Source organism: Salmonella sp. 32010601201800023SM, from assembly GCF_017572235.1.
Lineage (GTDB): Bacteria > Pseudomonadota > Gammaproteobacteria > Enterobacterales > Enterobacteriaceae > Salmonella > Salmonella enterica.
The window spans coordinates 632,647-658,177 of record NZ_JAGEQS010000002.1 but is presented as its reverse complement, the minus strand read 5'-3'; the positions used below and the strand labels follow the sequence as shown (position 1 = coordinate 658,177).

General features: G+C 52.7%; 18 protein-coding genes. 12 read left to right on the top strand and 6 right to left on the bottom strand.

Annotated elements, in window-relative coordinates; all coding sequences use genetic code 11:
• Positions 1–310: 310 nt before the first annotated feature.
• The 4 genes from iroB to J4617_RS10570 all read left to right on the top strand — a co-directional run bounded on the left by iroB (position 311) and on the right by J4617_RS10570 (position 7,484).
• A complete protein-coding gene (gene iroB, locus J4617_RS10585; protein WP_001221110.1) occupies positions 311–1,426 on the top strand; it encodes a salmochelin biosynthesis C-glycosyltransferase IroB in 1,116 nt (371 codons plus the stop codon).
• An 80-nt stretch (positions 1,427–1,506) separates the two neighbouring features.
• A complete protein-coding gene (iroC, locus tag J4617_RS10580) occupies positions 1,507–5,163 on the top strand; it encodes a salmochelin/enterobactin export ABC transporter IroC (protein ID WP_017465670.1) in 3,657 nt (1,218 codons plus the stop codon).
• A 109-nt stretch (positions 5,164–5,272) separates the two neighbouring features.
• The gene (locus tag J4617_RS10575) at positions 5,273–6,517 is read left to right on the top strand and encodes an esterase family protein (RefSeq protein WP_017465669.1); all 1,245 of its coding nucleotides are present in this window, start codon (positions 5,273–5,275) and stop codon (positions 6,515–6,517) included.
• A 31-nt stretch (positions 6,518–6,548) separates the two neighbouring features.
• On the top strand, positions 6,549–7,484 hold the full coding sequence (locus tag J4617_RS10570) for an alpha/beta hydrolase (RefSeq protein ID WP_017465668.1): 936 nt from the start codon (positions 6,549–6,551) through the stop codon (positions 7,482–7,484).
• A gap of 41 nt (positions 7,485–7,525) precedes the next feature.
• On the opposite strand, the gene J4617_RS10565 is transcribed toward J4617_RS10570, so the two are convergent.
• The 3 genes from J4617_RS10565 to pipB2 all read right to left on the bottom strand — a co-directional run bounded on the left by J4617_RS10565 (position 7,526) and on the right by pipB2 (position 11,791).
• Positions 7,526–9,700, bottom strand: a complete 2,175-nt coding sequence (locus J4617_RS10565) for a TonB-dependent siderophore receptor (RefSeq protein WP_001535631.1) — start codon at positions 9,698–9,700, stop codon at positions 7,526–7,528.
• Positions 9,701–10,231: 531 nt separating this feature from the next.
• A complete protein-coding gene (locus tag J4617_RS10560; RefSeq protein ID WP_077907192.1) occupies positions 10,232–10,564 on the bottom strand; it encodes a hypothetical protein in 333 nt (110 codons plus the stop codon).
• Positions 10,565–10,738: 174 nt separating this feature from the next.
• On the bottom strand, positions 10,739–11,791 hold the full coding sequence (gene pipB2 / locus J4617_RS10555; protein ID WP_023198590.1) for an SPI-2 type III secretion system effector PipB2: 1,053 nt from the start codon (positions 11,789–11,791) through the stop codon (positions 10,739–10,741).
• Between the two features lie 518 nt (positions 11,792–12,309).
• On the opposite strand from pipB2, the gene J4617_RS10550 reads away from it, so the two are divergent.
• Positions 12,310–13,239, top strand: coding sequence for a VirK family antimicrobial peptide resistance protein (locus tag J4617_RS10550; RefSeq protein WP_000178733.1), 930 nt, complete (start codon positions 12,310–12,312; stop codon positions 13,237–13,239).
• 292 nt (positions 13,240–13,531) lie between these two features.
• A complete protein-coding gene (locus tag J4617_RS10545) occupies positions 13,532–14,428 on the top strand; it encodes an antimicrobial resistance protein Mig-14 (RefSeq protein WP_000701506.1) in 897 nt (298 codons plus the stop codon).
• A gap of 721 nt (positions 14,429–15,149) precedes the next feature.
• Here the strand turns inward: J4617_RS10545 and J4617_RS10540 are convergent.
• The 3 genes from J4617_RS10540 to tctD form a co-directional block, all read right to left on the bottom strand.
• Positions 15,150–16,163, bottom strand: coding sequence for a HoxN/HupN/NixA family nickel/cobalt transporter (locus J4617_RS10540; protein ID WP_001059351.1), 1,014 nt, complete (start codon positions 16,161–16,163; stop codon positions 15,150–15,152).
• Between the two features lie 132 nt (positions 16,164–16,295).
• Entirely contained in the window at positions 16,296–17,711 is a 1,416-nt protein-coding gene (locus tag J4617_RS10535; protein WP_000872338.1) for a sensor histidine kinase, read from the bottom strand.
• Positions 17,698–18,372 (bottom strand): transcriptional regulator TctD, encoded by a 675-nt coding sequence (tctD, locus tag J4617_RS10530; RefSeq protein ID WP_001237934.1) that lies wholly within the window; start codon positions 18,370–18,372, stop codon positions 17,698–17,700. The genes J4617_RS10535 and tctD overlap by 14 nt, the downstream gene beginning before the upstream one ends.
• Positions 18,373–18,526: 154 nt before the next feature.
• Between tctD and J4617_RS10525 the strand changes: the two genes are divergently transcribed.
• From J4617_RS10525 to gabD, 6 genes are all read left to right on the top strand, one after another.
• A complete protein-coding gene (locus J4617_RS10525) occupies positions 18,527–19,504 on the top strand; it encodes a tripartite tricarboxylate transporter substrate binding protein (protein WP_000744416.1) in 978 nt (325 codons plus the stop codon).
• A gap of 11 nt (positions 19,505–19,515) precedes the next feature.
• Positions 19,516–19,950: a tripartite tricarboxylate transporter TctB family protein gene (locus J4617_RS10520; RefSeq protein ID WP_001574835.1), complete on the top strand. Its 435-nt coding sequence runs from the start codon at positions 19,516–19,518 to the stop codon at positions 19,948–19,950.
• 10 nt (positions 19,951–19,960) lie between these two features.
• Complete coding sequence (locus J4617_RS10515; protein WP_000382035.1) at positions 19,961–21,475, top strand: tripartite tricarboxylate transporter permease; 1,515 nt, start codon at positions 19,961–19,963, stop codon at positions 21,473–21,475.
• A gap of 303 nt (positions 21,476–21,778) precedes the next feature.
• Positions 21,779–22,756, top strand: coding sequence for a glutarate dioxygenase GlaH (glaH, locus tag J4617_RS10510; RefSeq protein WP_000993100.1), 978 nt, complete (start codon positions 21,779–21,781; stop codon positions 22,754–22,756).
• Between the two features lie 25 nt (positions 22,757–22,781).
• Positions 22,782–24,050, top strand: coding sequence for an L-2-hydroxyglutarate oxidase (gene lhgO / locus J4617_RS10505; protein ID WP_017465666.1), 1,269 nt, complete (start codon positions 22,782–22,784; stop codon positions 24,048–24,050).
• A 21-nt stretch (positions 24,051–24,071) separates the two neighbouring features.
• Positions 24,072–25,520 (top strand): NADP-dependent succinate-semialdehyde dehydrogenase, encoded by a 1,449-nt coding sequence (gene gabD, locus J4617_RS10500; RefSeq protein WP_001176523.1) that lies wholly within the window; start codon positions 24,072–24,074, stop codon positions 25,518–25,520.
• The last annotated feature ends 11 nt before the right edge of the window (positions 25,521–25,531 follow it).

Sequence of the window (25,531 nt, the reverse complement as noted above, 5' to 3'; positions counted from 1 at the left end):
TGTTGTCGGTACGTTTACCTCATTGTCTGAAAGGTTATTTACGAAGTTATCATTAATAATCCACGGGCGTCTGGTATGCGAATCCAGTTCCCCCAATCCTGGCGCTTTGCCTTTGCGACCATACGCGCGTAAATAAGCCTGAAACCAAACTTCACCGCTTAACGCTCTCCTCTTTCCCGATTTTTACGCAAAAAATCATCACATGATCAAGGGTCGTATTTGTTATTGCATTTTTCAAATGATATTGGTAATTATTATCATTCTCATTAACGACTTGTTCGATTTATGACGTGGAGAGAGAGGATTTCTCATGCGTATTCTGTTTGTCGGTCCACCACTGTATGGACTGCTATACCCTGTGCTGTCCCTGGCGCAAGCGTTTCGTGTTAATGGCCATGAAGTGCTGATTGCAAGCGGTGGAAAATTTGCACAGAAAGCAGCAGAAGCTGGGTTGGTGGTATTTGACGCTGCGCCTGGTTTCGATTCGGAAGCGGGTTATCGCCGTCAGGAGGCATTACGAAAAGAAAATAACATTGGAACAAAAATGGGGAACTTCTCATTCTTCAGCGAAGAGATGACTGACCCGCTGGTCGCGTTCGCCGGGCAGTGGCGACCAGATCTCATCGTCTACCCTCCCCTTGGGGTCGTTGGACCACTGATTGCCGCTAAGTATGACATTCCGGTAGTGATGCAAACCGTCGGCTTCGGTCATACGCCCTGGCACATCAAAGGCGTGACGAAATCACTTTCTAACGCCTACCGCCGCCATGGGGTCAGCGCGCCACCAAGAGATCTGGCGTGGATAGACGTCACACCGCCCAGCATGAGCATACTGCAAAATGACGGAGAGCCGGTTATCTCCATGCAATACGTCCCGTATAACGGCGGCGCCGTCTGGGAAGAATGGTGGGAACGTACACCTGATCGCAAGCGTCTTCTGGTCAGCCTCGGCACCGTCAAACCGATGGTGGATGGCCTGGATCTGATTTCCTGGGTAATGGATTCTGCCGGCGAAGTAGATGCCGAAATCATCCTGCATCTTCCGGCAAACGCCCGCTCGGATTTACGTTCACTGCCGCCGAATGTCCGTCTGGTCGACTGGCTTCCGATGGGCGTTTTCCTTAACGGCGCCGACGGTTTTATCCACCATGGCGGCGCAGGCAACACCCTGACGGCGCTGCATGCCGGCATTCCGCAGATAGTCTTTGGCCAGGGTGCCGACAGACCCGTCAATGCCCGCGCCGTGGTCGAGCGCGGATGCGGCATTATTCCCGGTAAGAGCGGGCTTACGAGCAGCATGATCAATACCTTCCTCGGTAATCGCGCGCTTCGCGAGGCGTCGCAGGAGGTCGCGGCGGAAATGGCGGCCCAGCCTTGCCCGACCGAGGTGGCAAAAAAACTGATCGCCATGCTGCAACACGGCTAACCGCGGCAGCGCAATGACAATATGGCGGCTGAACCCAGCGTGTGTCGCCATATCTCATCTTTCACCGATAAGGAGGCTTAATGCCCGCGACTCATTCCCCCATGCCCGCTCGTGCCTGGATAGTTCGCCTTGCCCGCGTGTGTTGGGAACGTAAAACACTGAGCATCATTGTCATCGTAGCATCAGTATCGACCATTTTACTGGCTGCGCTGACGCCGCTAATAACGCGTCAGGCCGTCAATGACGCGATAGCAGGCGATACAACCCACCTGCCGTTACTTGCCTGCGGCCTGCTGTTAATTGCCCTTTTTGATTTTATCGGGAATTACGTGCGCCGCGGCTATGCCGGGGAACTCTCGCTGTGGGTTCAGCATACGTTACGTAGCCGTGCGTTCGACAGTATTCAGAAACTGGACGGCGCAGGCCAGGACGCCTTGCGTACCGGGCAGGTCATTTCGCGTACCAACAGCGATCTTCAACAGGTACACACCTTGCTACAGATGTGTCCGGTGCCGCTGGCGGTGCTCACTTACTATGTGGCCGGTATCGCGGTGATGCTATGGATGTCGCCATCCATGACGCTTATCGTGATTTGCGTACTGGCCGCCCTTGCTATTACCGCCCTGCGCGCCCGTCGCCGTGTTTTCGCGCAAACGGGGCTTGCCTCAGACCGGCTGGCGCACATGACGGAGCATATGCGCGAAGTATTGGAACAGATCTCAGTGGTGAAGTCCTGCGTGGCGGAGTTGCGCGAAACGCGTTGGCTCGATGGTCAGTCGCGGCAGATGGTGCGGGTACGCATCGGCGCCGCTATCTCGCAGGCGATGCCGGGCGCAACCATGCTGGCGCTACCGGTGATAGGGCAAATCGTCCTGCTGTGCTATGGCGGCTGGTCGGTAATGAATGGGCGCATCGATCTGGGAACCTTCGTTGCGTTCGCGAGTTTTCTCGCTATGCTGACCGGCCCTACCCGCGTACTGGCATCGTTTTTGGTTATCGCACAGCGCACACAGGCGTCGGTAGAGCGCGTCTTCGCGCTTATCGACACGCGTTCTCGCATGGAAGACGGTACTGAGTCGGTTGAAGGTCAGATTATCGGGCTGGACGTGGAGAAGATGAGTTTCCACTACGACAACGGTAACCGTATCCTCAATGAGATCTCGTTTTCCATTCACGCCGGTGAAACCGTGGCAGTGGTTGGCGCCTCCGGCTCCGGAAAATCAACATTGCTGATGTTGCTGGCGCGCTTTTACGATCCTACCTCCGGCGGGGTGTGGCTCAACACCACTGCGGGCCAACAGAATATTCGCGACCTGAAACTGACGGCGCTTCGTCGTCGCGTTGGCGTAGTTTTTGAAGACGCGTTTCTGTTTGCCGGTACGGTGGCGGAAAACATCGCCTATGGGCACCCGCAAGCGACTCAGGACGACATTCGACGCGCCGCCGATGCCGCAGGCGCCAGCGGGTTCATCAATGCGCTACCGCAGGGGTTCAACACCCGACTGACCGAACGCGGAAGCAACCTCTCCGGCGGCCAACGCCAGCGTATTGCGCTAGCCCGGGCACTGATTACCGCGCCGGAACTGCTGATTCTCGATGACACCACCTCGGCGGTCGATGCCGGTACTGAAGCGGAAATTAATACGGCTCTTGGTCGTTATGCCGATAATGAGCATATGCTGCTGGTGATTGCACGCCGCCGTTCAACACTGCAGTTAGCCGATCGGATCGTCGTACTGGATAAAGGCCGCGTCGTGGATATCGGTACCCAGGCGGAGCTGGATGCAAGGTGTCCGACGTTTCGCTCGCTGATGAGCGGCGAGGGGGATTTTCTCGCCCTCGCCCCGGCGGAACAACGTGAGCTATGGCCAACAACGCAGGCGGTAAAATCCGACGACGCGCATGAGCGCCAGACACCCGCTGGAAAAGGTTTTGTCGACCGAATGACGCGCGTTCCGGAACGCGCCGTACAGATGGCGCTGGCAGGCCACGGGCGTCAAGTCTCATCGCTGCTGACGCCAGTAGCCTGGATGTTCGTCATCGCCGCCCTGCTTATCGCGCTTGATTCCGCCGCAGGCGTTGGCGTGCTGGTGCTTTTGCAGCGCGGTATTGACTCAGGCGTTGCCGCAGGGGATATGTCGACTATTGGCATATGCGCTCTGCTCGCGCTGTGTCTGGTGGCGATTGGTTGGTGCTGCTATGCGCTGCAAACGATCTTCGCCGCCCGCGCGGCAGAGTCGGTACAGCATACGGTACGCTTACGCAGCTTCAGCCACCTGCTACGCCTGAGTCTTCCCTGGCACGAGAAGCACATCGACTCGCGTCTTACTCGCATGACCGTCGACGTTGATTCACTCGCCCGATTTCTGCAAAACGGTCTTGCCAGCGCGGCCACCAGCATCGTGACGATGGTCGCTATCGCCGCGGCAATGTTCTGGCTTGACCCCATTCTTGCATTAACGGCATTAAGCGCCGTGCCTGTAGTGGTGCTGGCGACGTGGATTTACCGCCGTTTGAGCTCGCCTGCCTACGCTCAGGCACGGCTGGAAATTGGTAAGGTGAACAGTACGCTTCAGGAAAAGGTCTCCGGTATGCGGGTAGTGCAGTCACACGGTCAACAGAAGCAGGAAGCCGCCAGGCTACGGGCGTTATCAGACAACTTCCGCGCCACCCGCGTGCGGGCGCAAAAATACCTTGCTGTCTATTTTCCGTTCCTGACCTTCTGCACCGAGGCCGCCTATGCCGCCGTGCTTTTAATCGGGGCGAGCCGGGTCGCCGGAGGCGAAATGACGCCCGGGATACTGGCGGCGTTCTTCCTGCTACTGGGACAATTTTATGGCCCGGTACAGCAGTTGTCAGGCATTGTTGATTCCTGGCAGCAGGCGACCGCCAGCGGCAAACATATCAATGCGCTATTGGCGACTGAGGAAACGGAGAATATTGAACCGTCCTCCATAACACCTGGCGCTGGCGGCGCGCTACGTCTGGAGGCATTGACATTCCGCTATCCCGAAAAAACGCAACCTGTGCTTGATAATCTTTCGCTCATCATTCCGCCAGGAACGGTAGTCGCGGTGGTCGGACGTAGCGGCGCTGGCAAATCGACGCTGATCAAGCTGCTGGCCGGGCTCTACTCTCCCGGCAGCGGGCAAATCCGTGTCGGTGAGCGCGTAATTGATGCCGCGTCGCTTAGTGATTATCGTCGCCAGACGGGGCTGGTCACTCAGGATGTCGCATTATTTAGCTGCGATATTGCCGAAAATATCCGCTATTCGCGGCCAGACAGCAGCGACACGGAGGTGGAGATCGCGGCGCGACAGGCGGGACTCTTTGAAACTGTGCAACATCTGCCGCTGGGGTTTCGTACTCCGGTCAATAACGGCGGCACGGATCTGTCCGCGGGCCAGCGTCAGTTGATTGCCCTCGCCCGCGCCCAACTGGCGCAGGCGCACATTCTGCTGCTCGACGAGGCGACAGCGCGTATCGACCGCAGCGCCGAGGAGCGCTTAATAACCTCGCTTACCGGAGTGACGCATACCGAAAAACGCATCGCGCTTATCGTCGCGCACCGGCTGACCACCGCTCGCCGCTGCGATGTGATTGTCGTAATCGATAAAGGATGTATCGCTGAATATGGCAGCCATGAGCAGTTGATAGCGGCTCATGGCCTGTATGCTCGTCTGTGGCGGGACAGCATCGGCCAGACACGCGATACGCAAGAAGAGGTTATGGGATAGTTTTTATCGCCACGATTTACGCAAAAGAAAGCCCGCAAGCGGCTGTTCCTGTAACAGCCGCTTTAGCTATTGATACTGACCGAAATATAAATGAGATGGAATACAAAGAATGAGACTGAGCCCGCCCGTCGCTCCTGTCGCTATACAGACCGCTACGCGCCTTCGCCGCCAACTCGCCGCCGGAAGCCAGGTTGACGCTTCTCACTTCTGGCGAGAAGCAAACTCGTTCGCGCTGCCGCTGGTGACAGCCATTAACGGCGCAGACGATGAACGGGAAGTCACCTTCCTGTGGCGTGCCGCCTCTCCTCTGCGGGGGGTTTATGTTCGCCTGAACCGTGTCACCGATAAAGATAACGTGGCGAAAGGTATGATGACGCAACTGCCCACAACGGATATCTGGCATCTGACGCTTCGCTTACCGGCGTCCTACTGCGGTTCCTATACGATGGTCGAAATACCACCGGAAACCCCGGACGAGACGGTGTTGCAGCTTGGAAGCCGTTTCGCCTCCCTTGTCGGGAAGGCGGACCCGCTGAACAGCACGCCGGGAATAAATGTTCGGGGTAATACGCAGGAGTCTGTTCTGGCGTTGGATCATGCCCCGGCACAGGAGGAGTGGTCAGGCTGTCGCGCTTACGCCGGGCAGCTTTTCACCTCAGAACATCGGCTTGCCGGACAACGTCGCCGTGTGCGGCTGTATCTTCCTGACGTTCCTGTCGTACAACCGCTGGGCTTACTGGTACTCACGGATGGCGAGATCTGGTTCGACCATCTTGGGGTAAGCGCCGCCATTGACGCCGCCATCCGCAGCGGACGCATCGCGCCGGTGGCCGTACTCGGCGTTGATAACATCAACGCGGGTGAACGCGTCGCAATCCTCGGCGGTCGCCGCGAGCTGGTGCTCGACATTGCCGAACGCCTGCTGCCAACCCTTCGCGCCAAATACCCGGAACGACAGTGGGCGGACCGTACACAAACGGTGCTGGCTGGGCAAAGCCTCGGCGGCGTGACCGCGCTGATGGCTGCCCGCCACGCGCCAGAGAGCTTCGGCCTGGTGCTGAGCCACTCCCCCTCAATGTGGTGGACGCCGGACAACCGCAACCGCCCGGACCATTTCAGCGCAGAAGAGCGCTCATGGGTCAGCGAACATGTGTTATCCGCGCCCTCGCCAGCCGTACGTACGCATCTGTGCGTGGGATCGCTGGAAGGTTCGACGGTCCCGCAGGTCAAACAGTTGCATGAAAAATTGCGCGCCGCCGGCGTTGAAAGCCATTACAGCGTGTACACCGGCGGTCACGATTATGCCTGGTGGCGCGGCGCTCTGATTGACGGATTACGTCTACTGCCCCGATAAAACTTCACCTGCCAAAAAGGAATAACATCCGATGTATGGTCGCCAGTACCACAACAAGCGCTATCGCATGGCGCTATTTTTAGTGAGTTTTTGTTTTAGCGCGCTGAGTTATGCGCAGCCGGATATGCAGCCATTAGGGCCGAATATTGCTGATAAAGGTTCGGGATATTACCATTTTAGGGTCAATGACTTTCAATCTGCCGATGGCGCGAGACATTACCGGGTATGGACCGCTATCCCCAATAAAGCCGCCCCGCCATCGGGTTATCCTGTCTTATATATGCTGGACGGCAACGCAGTGATGGACAGACTGCCGGAGACGCTGCTCAAACAGCTGGCAGACCACTCGCCGCCGGTGATTGTGGCGATTGGCTATCAGACTAACCTGCCGTTTGATCTTAACGGCAGAGCTTATGACTATACGCCGGCGCCGGGAATCGATCGCGAAGGCAGTGAAAATAACCCGCGTTTTCATCGTAAAACCGGCGGCGGGCCAGCGTTCCGCCAGCTACTGGAGAGACATATCGCGCCGCAGGTGGAACAAGGAATAACCATCAACCCCGAACGGCGCGGGGTATGGGGACATTCTTATGGCGGCCTGTTCGTTTTGGACTCCTGGCTGTCGTCATCCTTCTTTCATATCTATTACAGCGCCAGCCCGTCACTCAGCAGGGATAACTTTGCCCTGTTGAATCGCCTTACGGCAGTGAAGCCGTCGCCGTTCTGCCATAAAAAACTCATCATAATGGAAGGTTCAGCGTCGAATGGGGATAGCAGGCAACGCCAGATGGCCGAGCTCCTGCAAAAAGTTCAGGAGACCGTGAGAACGCTTGAGAACAACGGCGTTAACGCGGCCCTGCAGCATTACCCGGGCCTGGGCCACGGGCCCATGTTTAACGCCTCTTTTCGCAGTGCATTGCTGGATATCAGTCGCGAACCGGCAAGCCAAAAACCACGCTGCCATTAACCCGCCGCCAGAATATGCCCGCCAGCGGCGGGCATAATCCATCAAAACGAGGCCGTCACACCGGCATAATAAGCCCGCCCCGGTTCGTTATAGGTATTTGCCCCTTCGGCGGAGCGATAGATCTGTTTATCGAAGATATTGCTGATACCGACATTAAGACGCAGGTTCTTATTGATATCGTAGTTAACGTTAGCGCCGACCAGTGAGTAAGCCCCCAGCGCTTTCCCGGACAATCCTTTGGTCTCTTCACTACGCGACTCCGCATGTGTTCGCGGTTTTTGCTTGCCGTATAACGTCCAGTTGACGTTAGCGGAGAGCGCGCTGGTAATAGTCCAGTCGAGGAAGGTATTCACCGTATATTTCGGGATTATCGATAAGGGATTACCGGTATCTTTTTGCTCAGAAGCGATCATATAAGTCGCATTGGTATTCCAGTTCAGACGGTCCGGCATCAGCGGAACAGCCATGCTGGCTTCAATACCTTCAATCAGCGCCTTACCGCCGTTCTGCCACTGCAATACATAAGCGCCAGATGCGCTTCTGCCAATAATCTTATCACCTGCGACAATCTTATTCTGATAATCGTTACGGAAATACGTGACGCTTGCGTGGTAATCGTCTACGGTAAATTCCAGCCCGATCTCTTTATTGATGCTAATTTCAGGATCGAGGTTCTTATTACCGACCAGGTAACAGCCGCCTGACGTAATATCTTTTGGACAACCGTTGCCTTTCGAATAGAGTAAATACCCCTCACTGGTTTGATACAAGTTCGGTGCCTTAAAGGCCCGGGCAATACCGGCTTTCACCTTGACGTATTCACCTAACTCCTGGGAAAGGTTAAGACTGGGACTAAAATTACTCCCGGATTCGCTCAAATAGTCAAAACGCAGACCCGGAATAATATTGGTACCGGCCATGGGTTCGATATTATCTTCAACGTACAGCGCACTGATTTCCGATTTATTTTTGCTGCTACGGTTAGCCGCCGAACCGGGAATCCCGGCGATATTGCTATCCTTAACCGTCAGACTGGTAGAGGAAGGATCGTTCAGCTCATCGCGGTTCCACTCCGCGCCGACGGTGAGCGTTTGCTCAAATAGCCATATCACCGGGACATTCACCTCGCCGCTGGTGCGATACGAGATCAGGCGGTTAGTGGTGAACGTCTGGTCGTTGGTAATGCGCCCCTCGCCGCCGCCGGAGAGTCCCTCATTCATGCGGGTATTATCGGTTTTTTCATAGTAGAACCCCAGGCGGCTTTGCCCCCAGTCCCAGATGCCGTTATGAGTTAGACCGTAATTCTGCCGGTACAGGCGATTGGTCTCCCGCCCGGACTGCGCGAGACTTTTAGTAACCGCGTTCGAAGTACTGTTTTGCGTATCGCCGGCATAGATATTCCCCTGCCGACTGTATCCCGCTTCAAAATCAAGGATTTGCTGCGGGGTCATTTTCCATGAGAAGACGCTATTAATATCTTTATTGGTGACCCCCTCCCGTCCGGCGGCATTTTTGGTACCGGCGGAGGAGTTAATATCCCAGCTGTCGGCATCGGTTCTGTTGAGATTACCGTACAGGCGCATCGTCAACGTATCACCAGCCAACGGGCCGCTAAGGCTAAAGTTACCCCGCCGGGTGTCACCTTCTTTGCTGCTTTCCGGCTGGTTGGTATAGAGCGACAACGAACCGTGCCAGTCGTTAGTCGGACGTTTGGTGATGATATTCACCACCCCGCCAGCGGCACCGGAGCCATAGCGCGCGGCGGCGGGCCCACGGATAACTTCAATACGTTCTACCATCTCCGGCGGTACCCAGTTCGTATCGCCACGGGTGTCGCGTTCTCCGCGCCAGCTATAGCGAACCGAATTTCGCGACGTCACCGGCACGCCGTCAATCAGCACTAAGGTATTTTCCGGCCCCATACCACGAATATCAATTTGTCGGTTATTTCCGCGCGTCCCCGAGGCGCTATTGCCGGTAAGATTAACCCCAGGCATCTTACGAATAATATCGGCAAGATCGTTAACGGGAGGATTCTTTTGAATATCGTCACGAGTAATAATCGAAACGCCCGGCTGTTGCTTTAATACTTGCTCGGCGGTGGATTCAACCACCATCGTTTCGCCGTTGTCGTCAGTAGATTCTGCTGCTGATAATGGACTATTAACCCCTGTAGAAACCACGGTTATTAACCAGATGAACTTCTTAACTCTCATACCCATTCCCTAAATAATGTCTAAAGTAGCGCTGTTGCCCTCAAGCTCACATCCTTGCCAGGTTACGTCTATATAGTAATTATTATCATATGCTAATGATAATAATTATCATTCAATTAAGGAAAAGGCAATCTTTCGACCACAAAAATCTGGTAATAAAAAAACGGAAACGGGATTTTGCAATATGACTCTCTGTCCGGGCTCCGCTTTGCCAGTAAATCCGGGAAGGGGGGCATAATGCGCCTACTGAACGGAGGTTTTACAAAACAGAAATAGATAAAATAAAACTATTTTTCAGATCGTTAATCACAAGAAACACCCAGGTAAGATGGTATAGCACGGTTCAGGGTTCACCGCCGCTTCCCTGCCGACGGCGAACCATTCTTACAGTTTGCCAGAGGCTTTCCGTCAGGGTAATGGCGGGATCGGATACGCTTGTAGTCATTCGATATATGACAATGAAAGTGATGTAGGCGCCAAAATACAAAGCGCCTGATAATATTTATCAGGCGCTTTGCAGACAGAAAACCATCAAACATCAGTTTCTCGTTCTCCAGGAACTACTGGAAAATATGGCAACCCACAGTTATTGGGTTTTACTGTCGGGTCTTGCCAGGGATGTTGTGTTACCCCCAGGTCTTTTAAAAGACCGCGTAACAGCACTAAATCCCTGGGTGTCATTTTTTGCTTTGGTTCACCCTCTTTAGGTGGACGAATATCCTCCTGACTAGTACATGTAACACAATAACCTTTTAACTCTATCCACTTAGGCTTAGGGGGGGCCTTAGGATCGGGAGGCGTCGAGCTGACAACGCACGAACAGGCACTTATACATCCAGGCATAGCGTTTTCCTTTTCAAACAATTCGCTTTAGTTGGAAGTTCTACTTGAGAAAATAGGAATGGTTATTCAGATATTTTTACCGTCGCATACTCCTGTAATAATAAAAGATACTGTAAATAATTTACTCTCACCTACTATTCAGTAGCAGATTGTTATTCTTACATTGCTTTTATTTCAGATTTACGTCAAATAGGGCTAAATATTTTCACTATAAAATACGTTAAAGAGTGTTTGTGTACTCGTAGACATTGTGGCGTCTTCAGTACGCAAATCGGTTAGTGTACAATCTTTAAAACTGGTATTTTTTAAATTAGCTTCGGACAAATCAGCCTCGCCCAGGTTCGTAGAAATGAAACTCGCCTTTTGCAGGTTTGCCCGGGTTAAGATAGCGCCTTCCATATCAGCAGCCATTATAGTAGCACCCTGTAATGTCGCACCGCTCATATCGGCACGTATAAGGGTTGCGCCTGAAACATTAGCGTGATCCATATTTGCACCGGAGCAATTACATTCTATCATGCTACAGCCTAACAGACTCGCGTGTTGTAAATTGGCGCCAGTAAGATTAGCGTGATCGAGGGTAGCGCCACACATAATGCTATCTTCCAGACAGGCGTTCTTGAAATTACTGTCGCCTAGTGATGTTCCCGATAGATTTGCGCCCTTAAAATTTGCACCTTCACAATCCGCCATAAACAGCACTGCCCCCTCTAAATTTGCGCCGCTTAAGTCTGCGTCACATAAATTTTCTGCCGTCAGATTTGCTCCGGTAAGGACAGCGCCTTTAAGATTCATGCCTCCCTGGGCAGTTAATATTACAGAATCCTGAGGGAGAGAAAATTCGCATCTGAATAGTAAAGCTCGACATATTTTTTCAAAAGAGACAAGCGGAATTTCTCTTGTCTCAGAATGGTCGCCTTTACTGACTCGTACAATAACTTGTCCAGCTTCGTTATTCTCACCAGGAAGATTAAATTCGACACGACACCCATCCATATCATCCAGGATGATGTTTTCTGGCAACGGAGCACCTCTGTCAGGCATTGTACTTTTCAATGTCTCAGCCATAGTCTCTATCAATTCCTGATATTGTGTTTCATTTCTCCGACGTATCCCACCACAGGTAAAAAAGTTAATGATATATTCCAGAATGGTTTTGGGCGAGGTAGCTTGCCGCATAGCAGCAGAAGTCCCCGCGCCAAAAGCAGATTTAGCCATACCAGCCAGACTATCGAGTGAACGCTCCATATATTTTCTCCCAGAGACAGCAACACAGTGCATGATAAAATTTATCATATAGATTTGCATTTAGAGATAAGGTGAATACCCCCTTTACGTCTGGTTACATAATAACGTATCACGACGCGTTGCTGTCTGGCTTACACAATAGCAGCCAAATAAATATATTGGCTTATACTCGTCATACTTCAAGTTGCATGTGCTGCGGCCGCGTTCCCTCACCCCAGTCACTTACTTTAGTAAGCTCCTGGGGATTCGCTCGCTTGCCGCCTTCCTGCAACTCGAATTATTTAGAGTATATAACATCATTTAAAATAATAAACACGGCATTCGTTTTAATACTACGTTCTGGACTCATCCCACTCATTAGCAGAAAACCTATTAAAAAGCGTGTTCAGGCGTTTTATTACCGCCATTGATAAACTGTTTAACAACATCGTCTGTACAGACCTTCTTCGTTGCCTTTACGTTTAACTCAATCAGGCTACCGTCTCGGTTATAAGTCTATCGAGTAGTAGAGCCGTAGTATGACGATGCAGCAAAGTGATATGGAAAGATATAATCCATTATTAATGTTAAAAGAAGTCATGGCGCAGACGCCTTATCGCCATAAACGCTGGGGAGAGCGTAAGTTTCGCTATAAATTTTTATTACGTTGCCTTATTAACCCCGTAACGACAATTAAATACTTCAATGAATTATGCCATCTGTCTCAGCCCAGAACGCTGATTATTCATCGTCCACTGTTGCCGGCAAAAATCCAGCGGCCCTATTTGTATACCGGGCTTAGCATACGTTGCCGGGCAAAAGCTATTCTGGAACACTACCAGTTCGTTCAGTCCTTTCCGGAAAGTAAAATTAAAAAGATCCTCCTGTCCGAGGAACAAATCTTACTCGCTCACCTGGAAGGAAAAAACGGTGCTCTGGTAGATATCTACTGCGGTCCCTGTGGCTATGACAGAGAAGGTGAACTGACATTAACGCTGTGCTTCAATGATACGCCGTTGGCACGTTTATCATTTTCCTTTATCCGCCATGAAGGGAAGCAAATAGCGCTGGTTGCCGGGTTACAAGGGCCCAGTAAACATATCGGCCCACAAGTCATACGTAACGCCACCAAAGATTGTTACGGTCTCTTTCCTAAACGGATGCTGTATGAAGCATTTGCGACATTGATGCAGGCCTGTAATGTCGACGAGATTTATGCGGTCAGTGAAAACAACCATGTTTATCGTCAACTCCGGTACTTATTCCAGAAGAAAAAAACTTTTGTGGCCAGCTATAGTGAATTCTGGGAGTCGCTAAACGGCGTTAAGAAAGGTGCCTTATATCATCTGCCATCACAGGTGATGCGTAAAGCGCCTGAAAGTATCCCCAGCAAAAAACGCGCAGAGTATCGGAAACGCTATCATATTCTGGATACAATAATACAAGAGGTCAACAGCCTCTCCCGGTAGAACTATTTCATACGCGGATGTGCAGATCCTGCTACCGTTCAGCGGATCTTTTGAAATCTGTATCGCTACTGGATGGTTAAATACAGAATGGCTTGCGAGTGAATAGCGCGGCATTAAACCGTCGCTTTCACTCATGTTATGATCAACATCTTTATCTTATTCCCTTCACCATAACGTCATCGATTAGCATGTTAACCATTAAATACAAGCTAAACATTTGTCACATTTTTATTTGGTTAAGCAAAAAAATAATACAAAATAGCATTTTCAGTAAGCTAAGTCAGGAGTTTTGGTGAAAATACAAGAAGTTAAGCGTATATTAACCCGCTGGCAACCGTCTTCCTTTTCCCTATACCGGGAGGTGTTTACGCAATACGGCGGTAGTATCAATATGCACCCAGATATTGTGGATTATTTCATGAAGCGCTATAACTGGCATTTTAAATTCTTCCACTATAAAGAAGATGATAAGATTAAAGGCGCCTACTTTATCTGTAATGATCAGAATATTGGCATCCTGACGCGCAGAACCTTCCCGCTATCTTCAGATGAGATACTTATTCCGATGGCGCCAGATTTACGCTGCTTCTTGCCCGATCGTACTAACCGACTTTCGGCGTTGCATCAGCCACAAATACGCAATGCCATATGGAAACTCGCCAGAAAGAAACAAAATTGTCTGGTCAAAGAAACGTTCTCTTCTAAGTTTGAAAAAACACGCCGTAATGAATATCAGCGGTTTCTTAAAAAAGGCGGAAGTGTAAAAAGCGTTGCTGATTGTTCTTCTGATGAACTGACTCATATTTTTATCGAGTTATTTCGGTCTCGTTTCGGCAATACTTCATCCTGCTATCCCGCTGATAACCTTGCCAACTTTTTTAGTCAACTGCATCACCTTCTGTTTGGGCATATTCTTTACATTGAAGGGATACCCTGTGCATTTGATATTGTACTGAAATCTGAAAGCCAGATGAACATCTACTTTGACGTATCTAATGGTGCAATTAAAAATGAGTGCAGGCCACTCAGTCCCGGCAGCATACTAATGTGGCTAAATATTAGCCGTGCCAGACATTACTGCCAGGAAAGACAAAAAAAATTGCTTTTTTCCATCGGCATACTAAAGCCTGAATGGGAATATAAGCGCATGTGGTCGACCCCCTATTTTACCGGAAAATCGATTTGCTAAAAAGAAAGCCTGGACGTAAATATGTTTTTTACGCCCAGGTTTTTCATAAACCCTGATAAAATGATAAAAAACGAAAATTTAATCAGAATTTAAAAAATAAGTTAACCACCATATAATCATAATGACAATTACTCGAAATTCACTTACACTATGCTCGGTTTTACGGAATTGATTAACACGGTATGTTACAGATAACGTGCTAAAAAGCGTGCAGCGGTTATACATTTTCATATGTGTGTGTCATTAACCTGGCGTCAGGAACAGATGATGATGACAACTACCCTTTTATCTCTTCTGGCCTGGCATACCGTCAGTAGATTAAAGGTGTAGCCTTGCTTTATGGCATTACAAAAATGTGGGTGAGGTCTATGCTCAATGTATACGTTATTTGTAACAACGCTCTTGTGCATAAACAATACGTTATTGCCAACAGCACTGAACGGGTACAGTGGTTCTTGCTGACAACAGGCTTAAAGATCGCCTTAACACGGGATACCTGATAACTGGATTATATTATGACACATGCAGACTGGCTGATTCTTGGGTATACAACTGTTATTATTATTTTTGGTATTGTATGTTATATCGGATTGCTTAAATTGATAACGAAAGGCAAGCATGAAAAATAACGCACTTACCGGGAAGAATATACTCTCAGGAGATAAAATGCTTCGGCAATGATATGACACCACTGCCGAAATGTTATTTTTAAAGAAATCAATCAGGTATTGAGGGTGATTTTATCATAGCCGCGCCAGCGATAATTCAACAACGAGAGCAGCCAGAATAGCACAAAAGCACCCACTACCCAGAAGCCCACATTCCCCATATGATCGTTAAGCGTGCTGACGGTCTGCCAAAATGTTCCGCTTAACTGTAACGCATCATCAATCAACCCCAGCGCCTCAAGCCCGCCAATCGCCAGCGCGACAATGACGGATGCGGCGGTAATGGTCATATTATAATAAAGCTTGCGTAATGGATGCGAGAAAGCCCAACCGTAAGCGCCGACCATGACAAAGTTATCCAGGGAATCTACCAGCGCCATCCCGGCGGTAAACAGCACAGGAAAAATCATCATCGACCAGAGAGATAGCCCCTGGTTGGCTGCTGAAGCGGAAATGCCCAGCAACCCAACCTCGGTTGCGGTATCAAATCCCAGACCAAACAGAAAACCGACAAAATACATATGCCAACTGGAAGTGACCAAACGAAACGTACGCTGAAATATACGCGTCATCAGCCCGCCAGGTATGGCCTCGTCATGCGCCCTCACTGACTCGCCGCGGGTAACCGAGCGAAATTGCCGCCAGACGTTGAACAAAATAAACAGGTTAAGCAGGGCCATCGCCAGCAGAAAAAAAGCGGAAACAGCCGTACCAATCAACGAACCATATTGATGCAAAACATCAATACGATCGCGAAATGCCATCGACGTCACAACAATCGCCAGACATGCCAGAACGACAATGGTCGAATGACCCAATGAAAAAAACGCCCCCACGCCTAAAGGCGTTTTACCCTGCTGCATCAGTTTACGGGTGACGGTATCGATGGCTGCGATATGATCGGCATCAACCGCATGACGCAGCCCAAAGCTATACGCCAGTATGGCTGCGCTTAGCATGACGGCATGGTGATGAAAAACACAGAACGCCCAAATCCAGGCCAGGATGTTAACCCCGACAAGAAAGACGGTTAATGCTATTCCCCGTCGTTTAGTATGATTATTCATGCCCCTGCACCCACTATATTTTTAATTAACGCTACGGTTTGTAGGGGGAATGTATGATCATTTGATTAAAACGTCACACCTCAAGATGCGACTTTTTGTAAACGTGCTTTACCGCTGACACATTTGTCCGCATTACTGCGGAACAAGGCTTAAAAAGCGTATCCGAACGTATAACCCTCCCAACGCTTCGCTACGGGAAAAATGGGGATGAGTACGGTGCAGGCGTGCGATATCATTGACCAAAGCCAGACCAATGCCCGCCCCGGCCACATTTCCTACGTTATCGAGCCGGTGGAACGGCTGTAGCGCCAGATGGATGTGTTCATCATCGATGCCGGGACCGCTATCTTCGACAACCAGCGTCACGGCATCGCCATCCCGTTCAAGCCGCGCGGTGACGATGCCTTGCTCAGGCGTGTATTTCAGCGCATTATCCAGCAAGTTTCCGCATAGCTCGCTAAGCAGTACCTCATCCCCCTCGATCCACATCGCTTCCTGTTCGCCTTCGTAGCCCAGGTCGATATGTTTACTGCGCGCCTGCGCCAGACGGGTAAAACAGCCGCTCTGTACGATATCGTACAGATTCACCGGGGAAAAACGCCGCTCGCCCTGCTCTTTATGCTTTACCGCAGAAAGTTGCAACAATCTTTCCGTGAGCTGAATGGTGCTATCCAGCGTTACGCTCATCGCCTGCAGACTTTCGTACCAGTGATGAGGGTGCTGGCTGGCTAACGCCACCGCCGCCTGCGTTTTTAACACCGCCAGCGGCGTTTTTAACTGGTGAGAAGCATCGGCGCTAAAGCGTTCCTGCCGGGAGAGGATGCCGCGGAGCCTGTCAATGTAGCGATTAAACGCCACGATTAACAAGCGTGTTTCCGACCACGGCAGCAGTTCCGGCAGCGGCGTTAACAGACCCGGTTCGCGGCGTACCATTAATGACGAAAGTTGACGCATAGGGCGCAGGATCCGGCGTAATAACCAGCCAACCAGCACCAGGGTTAGCAGCACCAGCAGACCCTGTGAGATCCAGGAAGAGAACAGCAGTTGGCCCGCCAGATAACGACGGGACTGCAGCGTCTCTGCGACATAAATCTCCGCCATGCCGATAATGCCGCCTTCGTTGACCGGCTGTAGCAAACGCGCCACGCGGATCGCCTCGCCGCGATACTCGGTATGATAGAACCACGCCAGCGCCGGATAAAGCCGGGTACGGGGCGTAGCGGGCGGCATGGCAGGCAGATCGTCATAACCGGAAATGACCTTTCCGGAAGGGTCGACGACTTTGTAATAGAGTCGATCATTCATATTAAGCTCGAAGCTATCCAGCACCACCCAGGGCACGTTAACTTCCAGATGGTTATTGCGCACCACCAGCCGTTCCGATACCGTTCGCGCCGAGGAGAGCAATGTACGATCATAAGCCTGAGTGGCGGCCTGTAGCGCATTGACATAACTGTTAAACGCCGACAGCCCCCATAGCAGAATCAGCGGCAACCCCAGGAACAGTAAGAGTTGCAGGTACAACGATTGCGGCTTAACCCACTTCATCGCCGCGCTCCAGCACATAACCCAGGCCGCGCAGCGTCGTAATTCGTACATCGCTTCCCTGGAGTTTTTTACGCAGTCGATGAATATAAAGTTCGATGCTTTCAGGGCTTACCTCATCGTTCAGGCTGAACACCTGTTCAAAAAGCTGCTGACGCGAGACCGGCCGCGTTCGTCGGTACATCAATACGGTTAAGAGCGCCTGCTCACGCGGCGTCAGCGCTAACGGCTGCCCCTGTAACAGAAAATACCCTTCATCATGAAAGATCAATTCCCCCAGTTGCTGAACTTCATGAACCTGCCCAGCGCTGCGTCGCAGCAAGGCCCGTAAACGGGCATCCAGCTCTTCCAGTTCAAAGGGTTTCGGCAGATAGTCATCCGCGCCGACGTTGAGACCTTTTACGCGATCCGCCACCGCGCTTCGCGCCGTGAGCAGCAAAACGGGCAAGGTCTGACCGCGTTTACGCAGCCGTTGCACCACCTCCAGTCCATCCATTCCCGGCATATTGATATCCAGCACCGCCAGCGCGTACATTTCACTGTGCAGAAGATGGTCAGCCGCCAGGCCGTCAAATACGCAGTCCACGGCAAAGCCGTTTTGCACCAGCGCTTTCTCCAGCCAGTGAGCCAGCTCACGGTTATCTTCCGCCAATAAGAGACGCATATCACATCCTGTAAAGTTTCTGCCGCATTGAAAGGGAATTGAAAGGTTATTGTTTTAACAATCACGCAACCGAACTGCTACATGTCGGCTCACATAATCACAAAAATCTTCTTCCGAACCTGAAAAATCCGGACGTCCGGCGTGAGGATAAAAAATGAAAAAACAATTACTTCGTACCCTTACTGCAAGCATTTTATTAATGAGTACCTCTGTTCTGGCGCAGGAGGCGCCGTCGCGAACGGAATGTATCGCGCCAGCCAAACCTGGCGGCGGTTTCGACCTCACCTGTAAGCTGATTCAGGTGAGTTTGCTGGAGACTGGCGCTATCGAGAAACCCATGCGGGTAACGTATATGCCCGGCGGCGTCGGCGCTGTGGCTTATAACGCGATAGTCGCCCAACGCCCTGGCGAACCCGGGACAGTGGTCGCCTTTTCCGGCGGTTCGCTGCTCAACCTGTCGCAGGGGAAATTTGGTCGCTACGGCGTGGATGATGTGCGCTGGCTGGCAAGCGTGGGCACTGATTACGGCATGATCGCCGTGCGTGCGGATTCCCCGTGGAAGACGCTGAAAGATCTGATGACGGCGATGGAAAAAGATCCCAACAGCGTGGTCATTGGCGCTGGCGCCTCTATTGGCAGCCAGGACTGGATGAAGTCGGCGTTGCTGGCGCAAAAGGCGAACGTCGACCCGCACAAGATGCGCTACGTTGCCTTTGAGGGCGGCGGCGAGCCGGTGACGGCATTAATGGGCAACCATGTTCAGGTTGTCTCCGGCGATCTCAGTGAAATGGTGCCTTATCTGGGCGGCGACAAAATCCGCGTGCTGGCCGTCTTTTCAGAAAATCGTCTGCCGGGCCAGCTTGCCAATGTCCCTACCGCTAAAGAACAGGGCTACGACCTGGTGTGGCCGATTATTCGCGGCTTCTACGTCGGGCCCAAAGTCAGCGATGCCGATTACCAGTGGTGGGTGGATACCTTCAAGAAGCTCCAGCAAACCGACGAGTTTAAAAAACAGCGCGATCTGCGCGGCCTGTTTGAGTTCGACATGACCGGCCAGCAGCTCGATGACTACGTGAAAAAACAGGTTACTGATTACCGTGAACAGGCGAAAGCCTTCGGACTCGCGAAATAATCGCGGAGGCAATGATGAGCGATCGTATCTTTGCGGGTATCTGGCTGTTGCTCTGTATCGCCGGGCTATTCATCGCCTGGCAGATCCAAAGCGAATACAGCTATGAACCCGTCGGCCCCCGCCCTTTTCCGCTGGGGATTATCGGCCTGATGGCGCTCTGCGCGCTGGCGCTGTTATTACGCCATCCCGACACGGTGAGCTGGCCGCGCCGCCATGTTCTGCAAAAGCTAATTACCATGATCATCATCCTGTTGATGTATGCCTGGGGATTCGAATGGCTGGGTTTTCCCATCGCCACCGCGCTTCTCACCATGGTTATCGGGATGCTGTTCGGCGCCACGATTCCGGCGGCGGGTATCTCCGGCGCGGTATTGGGCATTCTGCTGTGGTATGCCTTTGACCGGCTGCTTGATGTCACCTTACCTCTCGGCGCCTGGCTGAGTTAACGGAGCAACGATGGATACCTGGATATATCTTTCTCAGGGCTTTGCGGTGGCGATGACGCCGGAAAACCTGGTTATCGCGTTGATTGGCTGCTTCGTGGGCACGATTGTCGGTCTGCTGCCGGGCCTGGGACCGATCAACGGCGTGGCAATCTTACTGCCGCTGGCCTTTGCGTTGCATCTGCCTGCGGAGTCGGCGCTAATTCTGCTGGCGACGGTGTACATTGGGTGTGAGTATGGCGGCAGGATCTCCTCCATATTGCTCAATGTCCCCGGCGATGCGGCGGCGATCATGACGGCGCTGGACGGTTACCCGATGGCGCAGCAAGGGAAAGGCGGCGTAGCGCTGTCGATTTCCGCAGTCAGCTCATTTTTCGGTTCATTAATCGCTATCGGCGGCATCATTCTGTTCGCCCCTTTACTGGCGCAATGGTCGCTGGCCTTTGGGCCGGCGGAATATTTCGCCTTAATGGTTTTTGCCATCGCCTGTCTTGGCAGCATGATGGCGCAAAATCCGCTTAAATCATTTCTGGCAGCGCTGATCGGTCTTGGCCTTGCGACCGTCGGCGTGGACGCCAACACCGGGGTTTATCGCTTTACCTTTGACAGCGTTCATCTTTCCGACGGCGTACAGTTTATCGTCGTGGTGATCGGCCTGTTCTCGGTATCAGAAATACTTTTAATGCTGGAACATACCAGCAGCGGGCAAACAATGGTCCGCAAAACGGGTCGAATGTTATTCAACCTGAAAGAAGGCGCGCAGTGTATCGGCACCACCCTGCGTTCTTCGGTAATCGGCTTTTTTGTCGGCGTATTGCCCGGCGCCGGGGCGACCATTGCCAGCGCCATTACCTATATGACCGAGAAAAAACTCAGCGGCAACAGCGATAGCTTCGGCAAAGGGGATATTCGCGGCGTCGCGGCGCCGGAGGCGGCAAACAACGCCTCTGCCTGCGGCTCCTTCATCCCGATGCTGACGCTGGGCGTTCCCGGTTCCGGTACTACGGCAGTGATGATGGGGGCGCTGACGCTGTACAACATCACGCCAGGCCCGGCGATGTTCACCGAACAGCCGGATATCGTCTGGGGACTCATCGCTGCGCTGCTGATTGCGAACGTGATGCTGCTGATCATGAATATCCCGTTGATCGGTCTGTTCACCCGTATGCTCACCATTCCGCTGTGGTTCCTGGTACCCGCCATCGCTGCCGTATCGGCGGTAGGGGTGTATGCGGTACACAGCACCACCTTCGATCTGGTGCTGATGGTCGCGCTCGGCGTGTTAGGGTACATTTTACGTAAAATGCACTTCCCCATGTCACCGCTGATCCTGGGGTTCGTACTGGGGGAAATGCTGGAGCAAAACCTGCGTCGCGCACTCTCCATCAGTAACGGCAATATGGCGATTTTGTGGCAAAGCGGCGTTGCCAAAGCCCTGCTGATCATGGCGATCATGGTCATTGTCGTACCGCCAGTGTTACGTCTGCTCCGTAAACACAGCCGTAAACCGCAGGTTGACGCCGGTTAATTGACTGCTGAAATACGTTGTACTTGTCCGGCCTACGCGCTCATGTGTCAGGCCGGGCAACCCTGCCAGCATCACTTTCCCCATAACGCTCTCATTTTACACCCCTTCTTGCCGTTGTCAGGCTCGTGGCGCCGTTAACCTCACCCTTTGCATTGTTAAATATTTGTTGTTTTTGATCACAATAATTAAACAAAAGCGGTTGTTTCATACGCGTTCCTGGAAAATGTCGATATTTTTAATTTATGGCTACGAAATGAGCATCGCCATGTCTCCCTGACCATCTTACCGAGAGGAATGATTCTGATGAATGCACTGACTGCCGTAAAAGCGAACACAGATGATTTAGCCCAACGCCATACTGGTTTCACCCTTGCCCCTTCGGCGCAGTCGCCGCGCCTGCTGGCGTTAACGTTTACGGCGGATACCACAAGACAATTTCTCCATCAGGTTGCGCAATGGCCGGTGCAGGCGCTGGAATACAAATCTTTCTTACGTTTCAAAATCGGCAAGATCCTCGACGATCTGTGCGGCAATCAGCTACAACCGCTGTTGATCAAAACGCTCCTCAACCGTGCACAAGGCGCGCTGTTGATCAGCGCCGAAGGGATCGATGATGTCGCACAGGCAGAAGAGATGGTCAAACTGGCGACGGCGGTGGCGCATCTTATTGGTCGCTCCAACTACGATGCGATGAGCGGCCAGTATTACGCGCGTTTCGTGGTCAAAAACGTCGACAACTCCGACAGTTATCTGCGCCAGCCCCACCGCGTAATGGAACTGCACAATGACGGTACCTATGTTGAGGAGGTGACCGACTACGTGCTGATGATGAAAATCGACGAACAAAATATGGAAGGCGGTAACTCGCTGCTGCTGCACCTTGATGACTGGGAACATCTGGAGTCGTTTTTTACCCATCCGCTGGCGCGTCGCGTCATGCGCTGGGCGGCGCCGCCAAGCAAGAATGTTAGCCATGACGTCTGGCACCCGGTGTTTGATGTCGACCAACAAGGCCGCCCGGTCATGCGTTATATCGACCAGTTCGTCCAGCCAAAAGACTTTGAAGAAGGCGTCTGGCTCAGCGAGCTTTCAGACGCGCTGGAAACCAGTCAAAACATCCTCTCCGTACCGGTACCGGTCGGCAAATTCCTGTTGATTAACAATCTGTTCTGGCTACATGGACGCGATCGTTTTACGCCGCATCCTGACTTGCGTCGCGAGCTGATGCGCCAGCGCGGTTACTTCGCCTACGCCGCCAGCCATTATCAAACTCACCAATAAGCGCCACGGCGAAGGAATTACGCGGATGTATGATTTTGTGATTATCGGCGGCGGCATTATCGGCATGTCGACCGCCATGCAACTTATTGATCTCTACCCGGATGCGCGCATCGCGTTGCTGGAAAAAGAGTCCGCGCCAGCCTGCCACCAGACCGGGCATAACAGCGGCGTGATCCATGCCGGGGTGTACTACACGCCCGGCAGCCTCAAAGCGCGGTTTTGTCTGGCGGGCAATCAGGCGACCAAAACCTTTTGCGATCAAAACAACATCCGCTACGACACCTGCGGCAAAATGTTGGTCGCCACCTCGGAGCTGGAAATGGCGCGGATGCGCGCGCTATGGGAGCGAACGGCGGCCAACGGCTTAGAGCGCGAGTGGTTAAGCGCGGCGGAGCTGCGTGAACGCGAACCCAATATCATTGGCCTGGGCGGGATTTTTGTCCCTTCCAGCGGGATTGTCAGCTATCGCGATGTCGCGACGGCCATGGCGAACCGCTTTCAGGCCAAAGGCGGCGAGATCATCTACCATGCCGAGGTCAGCGCGCTGACAGAACATGCCGCTGGCATTGTTATTCGCACCTCGCAAGGTCGGGAAATAGAAACCGCTACGCTTATCGGCTGTGCAGGACTGATGGCGGATCGGCTGGTCAAAATGCTGGGCGTGGAGCCCGGTTTTATTATCTGCCCTTTCCGCGGCGAGTACTTTCGTCTGGCCCCGCGACACAACCGGATCGTTAACCATTTGATCTACCCGATCCCCGATCCGGCAATGCCGTTTCTCGGCGTCCATCTTACCCGCATGATCGACGGCAGTGTCACGGTCGGGCCGAATGCGGTGCTGGCGCTTAAACGCGAAGGCTACCGTAAGCGCGACGTTTCCTTCACCGACACCCTGGAGATTTTCCGCTCCGCCGGCATTCGCCGCGTACTGCAAAACCATCTGCTTTCCGGGCTGGGCGAGATGAAAAACTCGCTGTGCAAAAGCGGCTATTTGCGGCGAGTACAAAAGTATTGCCCCAGCCTGACCGTCAACGATCTCCAGCCCTGGCCGGCAGGCGTGCGGGCGCAGGCGGTTTCACCGGACGGCAAACTGATTGATGATTTTCTGTTTGTCACGACGCCGCGTTCCATTCACACCTGTAACGCCCCCTCCCCGGCGGCGACATCCGCGATACCTATCGGCGCGCATATCGTCAGCAAAGTTCAGGCGCTACGCGAAAGCCAGAGCAACCCCGGACGTGCGCTGCGTGCGGCACGCAGCGTGGACGCACTACACGCCGCATTTACCCGTTAACCCTTCAGACAGGAAGCAATTATGCAACTTAACGACTCTACCCTGTTCCGTCAGCAGGCCTTTATCGATGGTGACTGGCGCGACGCGCGCGGCGGCGATGTCATCCCCGTTAGCAACCCCGCCAACGGGAAACCGCTCGGCAATGTGCCAAAAATGGGGGCGGAAGAGACGCGCGACGCCATCGACGCCGCCAATCGCGCCCTGCCCGCCTGGCGCGCGCTCACCGCCAAAGAGCGAGCCAATATCCTGCGTCGCTGGTTCAATCTGATGATGGAACATCAGGACGATTTGGCGCGTCTGATGACGCTGGAACAGGGTAAACCGCTGGCGGAAGCGAAAGGCGAAATTAGCTACGCCGCCTCGTTTATTGAATGGTTCGCCGAAGAGGGGAAGCGTATCTATGGCGACACGATTCCAGGTCATCAGGCCGATAAACGGCTGCTGGTGATTAAACAGCCCATCGGCGTCACCGCCGCGATTACCCCGTGGAACTTTCCCTCAGCAATGATCACCCGTAAAGCCGGCCCCGCGCTGGCCGCAGGCTGCACGATGGTACTCAAACCCGCCAGCCAGACGCCGTTTTCCGCGCTGGCGCTGGCGGAACTGGCCCGGCGCGCCGGAATTCCCGCAGGCGTATTTAACGTCGTTACCGGTTCGGCTGGCGATATCGGCGGCGAGCTGACCAGCAACCCGCTGGTACGCAAACTGTCGTTTACCGGCTCGACGGAGATTGGCCGCCAGCTAATGGAACAATGCGCCAAAGACATTAAAAAAGTATCGCTGGAGTTGGGCGGCAATGCGCCGTTTATCGTCTTTGACGATGCCGATCTGGATAAAGCCGTTGAGGGTGCGCTGGCTTCGAAGTTTCGCAACGCCGGGCAGACCTGTGTCTGCGCCAATAGATTGTATGTTCAGGACGGCGTTTACGATCGTTTTGCGGAAAAACTCAACCAGGCGGTAAATAAGCTCGCGGTCGGCGACGGTCTGCAAGCCGACGTTGCTATCGGACCGCTGATTGATGAAAAAGCCGTGGCGAAAGTCCAGGAGCATATCGCCGATGCGCTGGAAAAAGGCGCCCGCGTCATTACGGGTGGTGAAGCGCACAAATTGGGCGGCAACTTCTTTCAACCGACCATTCTGGCGGATGTTCCTGATAACGCGAAAGTCGCCAAAGAAGAGACATTCGGGCCGCTCGCGCCTCTGTTCCGCTTCAGCGACGAGGCGGATGTCATCAGGCAGGCTAACGATACCGAGTTCGGCCTGGCAGCCTATTTTTATGCACGCGATTTAAGCCGCGTTTTCCGCGTCGGCGAAGCGCTGGAATACGGCATCGTCGGTATTAATACCGGCATTATCTCCAACGAAGTCGCGCCTTTCGGCGGCATTAAGGCCTCCGGATTAGGCCGTGAAGGTTCCAAATACGGCATCGAAGATTATTTAGAAATCAAATATATGTGCATCGGCCTTTAACAGGAGAGTCG

What these genes read in the sequence shown, in the direction of transcription:
- iroB (WP_001221110.1), top strand. Translation starts at nt 311, where the DNA reads ATGCGTATTCTGTTTGTCGGTCCACCACTGTATGGACTGCTATACCCT.
- iroC (WP_017465670.1), top strand. Translation starts at nt 1,507, where the DNA reads ATGCCCGCGACTCATTCCCCCATGCCCGCTCGTGCCTGGATAGTTCGC.
- J4617_RS10575 (WP_017465669.1), top strand. Translation starts at nt 5,273, where the DNA reads ATGAGACTGAGCCCGCCCGTCGCTCCTGTCGCTATACAGACCGCTACG.
- J4617_RS10570 (WP_017465668.1), top strand. Translation starts at nt 6,549, where the DNA reads ATGTATGGTCGCCAGTACCACAACAAGCGCTATCGCATGGCGCTATTT.
- J4617_RS10565 (WP_001535631.1), bottom strand. Translation starts at nt 9,700, where the DNA reads ATGAGAGTTAAGAAGTTCATCTGGTTAATAACCGTGGTTTCTACAGGG.
- pipB2 (WP_023198590.1), bottom strand. Translation starts at nt 11,791, where the DNA reads ATGGAGCGTTCACTCGATAGTCTGGCTGGTATGGCTAAATCTGCTTTT.
- J4617_RS10550 (WP_000178733.1), top strand. Translation starts at nt 12,310, where the DNA reads ATGACGATGCAGCAAAGTGATATGGAAAGATATAATCCATTATTAATG.
- J4617_RS10540 (WP_001059351.1), bottom strand. Translation starts at nt 16,163, where the DNA reads ATGAATAATCATACTAAACGACGGGGAATAGCATTAACCGTCTTTCTT.
- J4617_RS10535 (WP_000872338.1), bottom strand. Translation starts at nt 17,711, where the DNA reads ATGAAGTGGGTTAAGCCGCAATCGTTGTACCTGCAACTCTTACTGTTC.
- tctD (WP_001237934.1), bottom strand. Translation starts at nt 18,372, where the DNA reads ATGCGTCTCTTATTGGCGGAAGATAACCGTGAGCTGGCTCACTGGCTG.
- J4617_RS10525 (WP_000744416.1), top strand. Translation starts at nt 18,527, where the DNA reads ATGAAAAAACAATTACTTCGTACCCTTACTGCAAGCATTTTATTAATG.
- J4617_RS10520 (WP_001574835.1), top strand. Translation starts at nt 19,516, where the DNA reads ATGATGAGCGATCGTATCTTTGCGGGTATCTGGCTGTTGCTCTGTATC.
- J4617_RS10515 (WP_000382035.1), top strand. Translation starts at nt 19,961, where the DNA reads ATGGATACCTGGATATATCTTTCTCAGGGCTTTGCGGTGGCGATGACG.
- glaH (WP_000993100.1), top strand. Translation starts at nt 21,779, where the DNA reads ATGAATGCACTGACTGCCGTAAAAGCGAACACAGATGATTTAGCCCAA.
- lhgO (WP_017465666.1), top strand. Translation starts at nt 22,782, where the DNA reads ATGTATGATTTTGTGATTATCGGCGGCGGCATTATCGGCATGTCGACC.
- gabD (WP_001176523.1), top strand. Translation starts at nt 24,072, where the DNA reads ATGCAACTTAACGACTCTACCCTGTTCCGTCAGCAGGCCTTTATCGAT.